The sequence below is a fragment of the Agromyces binzhouensis genome (assembly GCF_004135055.1).
GTDB classification, from domain to species: domain Bacteria; phylum Actinomycetota; class Actinomycetes; order Actinomycetales; family Microbacteriaceae; genus Agromyces; species Agromyces binzhouensis.
Window position 1 is genome coordinate 1 of sequence record NZ_SDPL01000465.1, and the last position, 2,264, is coordinate 2,264.

Annotated in this window: 2 protein-coding genes and 1 pseudogene; 1 reads left to right on the forward strand and 2 read right to left on the reverse strand. The window is 71.5% G+C overall.

The window, feature by feature from the left end; genetic code table 11:
• The coding region (locus ESO86_RS15715) for a glycerophosphodiester phosphodiesterase family protein (RefSeq protein WP_129235804.1) at positions 1-817 on the reverse strand (817 nt) is incomplete at its 3' end.
• 160 nt (positions 818-977) lie between these two features.
• On the opposite strand from ESO86_RS15715, the gene ESO86_RS15720 reads away from it, so the two are divergent.
• Positions 978-1,787: a Bax inhibitor-1/YccA family protein gene (locus tag ESO86_RS15720; protein ID WP_129235805.1), complete on the forward strand. Its 810-nt coding sequence runs from the start codon at positions 978-980 to the stop codon at positions 1,785-1,787.
• An 81-nt stretch (positions 1,788-1,868) separates the two neighbouring features.
• On the opposite strand, the pseudogene ESO86_RS15725 reads toward ESO86_RS15720, so the two are convergent.
• Positions 1,869-2,264, reverse strand: a pseudogene (locus ESO86_RS15725) (RNA polymerase subunit sigma-24); the annotation flags it as partial.

Sequence of the window (2,264 nt, forward strand, 5' to 3'; positions counted from 1 at the left end):
GCGCGGGCGCGACCTCCGCGCCCGCCTCGGCTCCGCGCCCGCCGCCGACGAGGCGCCCCTTGCCGACGCTGACGCCGTGCACGATCCCGCCGAGCTCGAGGAGGCCGCGCTCGCTCACGAACGCGTCGTAGCGCTTCGCCGCCGATCCGTCGGACGCGACCAGGTCGTACGGCGCACCGCGGTCCTCGATGAGGAGCACGCGAGTGCCGCGCACGCCCGCCAGGACGAGCCGGTCGAGGAGTCCGGGTTCGAACGACTCCGAGACGATCCGGTCGTCGCCGCGCCCCCAGCCGGCCGCCGAGAGCTCGGCGGCGAACAGCTCCTCGAGCGGCAGGCCGAGCGCGGCGAAGTGGGTCGCGTGCTTGAACTCGGCGACGAGCCTGATGATCCGCCGCGACTCGTCGGTCGCGGCATCGAGCAGCCCGAGGAGGTCGCGGAAGCGCAGGATCGGGTAGCGCCCGTCGAAGCTGGCGCTGTGCTGGCGGATGCCGCCGAGCCGCTCCGTCGCGCGGAGGGTCGAGAGCTCGGCCCACGTGAAGTCCTCCGTGAACCAGCCCGTAAGCGGCCGGCCGTCGACCTCGCGCGTGGTGCGACGCGACGCGAACTCGGCGCGCGAGGCGACGTCGGTCGTCCCCGAGATCTCGTTCTCGTGTCGCAGGACGAGCACGCCGTCGCGCGTGGCCACGAGGTCGGGCTCGATCGCATCTGCACCGAGCGCGAACGCCATCAGGTACGCCGCCTCGGTGTGCTCGGGACGGTACCCGGACGCACCGCGATGCCCGATCACGAACGGACGCTCGGCGAGATCGCGCAGCATGGGGCAAGCGTAGCGAGGGCCGAAGCGGCATCCGCCCCGGAATGCCGGGGGATTTCACGGCGTTGGCACGGTCTGAACAGGTAGATTTGTGGGACGCGGCCGCCAGGTCGCACGATTCCCCTCCACACGACGGAAAGCCGAAAGCAGAGGAACCACAGCAATGGCTCTCAACAACCCCGCCTTCTCACGCAATGAGGCGTTCACCTCCGGCCAGGGGGCGGTGGCTGTCGCACAGGACATGTCCGCCCAGCAGCTGCAGGACATGTACAACCAGCCCGCCACGCTCCCCGACCGTGACGTCATGACGATCGAGGACTCGATCGCGAAGTCCGCCGCCGCCTTCGGCGTGCTGCTCGTCGGCGCGGCGATCGGCTGGCTCACGGCCCAGTCCCTGCCGTTCCTCTGGATCGGCGCCGGTCTCATCGGCTTCGTGCTCGCGCTCGTCAACATCTTCAAGAAGGAGCCGTCGCCCGCGCTCGTCCTCGCGTACGCGGGCGTCCAGGGCGTCTTCGTCGGCGGCATCTCGGCGTGGTACGAGATGGCCTTCGGCGGCGGCATCGTCGCCCAGGCCGTGATCGCCACGCTCGTGGTCGTCGGCGTGACCCTCGCCCTCTTCGCCTCGGGCAAGATCCGCGCGTCGAAGAAGGCCACCAAGATCTTCCTGGTCGCGATGGTCGGCTACCTCGTGTTCTCGCTCGTGAACATGGGCCTCATGCTCTTCAACGTGACGGACGACCCGTGGGGCCTCCGCGGCGCCGAGATCGCCGGCATCCCGCTCGGCCTCATCATCGGCGTGCTCGTCGTCATCATGGCGGCGTACTCGCTCGTGCTCGACTTCGACTTCATCCAGCAGGGCGTGCGCAACCGGGCCCCGAGGAAGTACGGCTGGACCGGCGCCTTCGGCATCATGGTGACCGTCATCTGGCTCTACCTCGAGATCCTGCGCATCCTCGCGATCGCGCGCGACTAGCGCCCACCGACCGCACACGCGAACGGGCCGTCCCCTCGGGGGCGGCCCGTTCGGCGTTCCCGGGTGCTCCGCGCGGACTGCTCAGCGGCGGGTCGCCGCGCGGGCGAGCAGGATCGCGCGTTCGCGCTCGTTGGCGGTCAGGCGCGCGGCCTCGGCGAACGCCTCGCGCGCCTCATCCCGGCGGCCGAGGCGTTCGAGGAGTTCCGCGCGAACGGCGTGCAGCGGGTGGTATCGAGCCAGCCGCCCGTCGGCGGCCAGCTCGTCGACGAGCGCGAGCCCTGCCTCGGCGCCGCCGGCCATCGCGACGGCCACGGCCCGGTTGAGCTCGACCACGGGCGAGGGCGCGACCCGGCCGAGCGCCTCGTAGAGGGCGACGATCACGGGCCAGTCGGTGTCGTCGACGGATGCCGCGACATCGTGCTGCTCGGCGATCGCCGCCTGCAGGGCGTACGGCCCGCGCCCGCGGCCGATCGCGTC

Bases quoted from the DNA above. Each gene is read 5' to 3' on its own strand.
- ESO86_RS15720 (WP_129235805.1), top strand. From the start codon at position 978: ATGGCTCTCAACAACCCCGCCTTCTCACGCAATGAGGCGTTCACCTCC.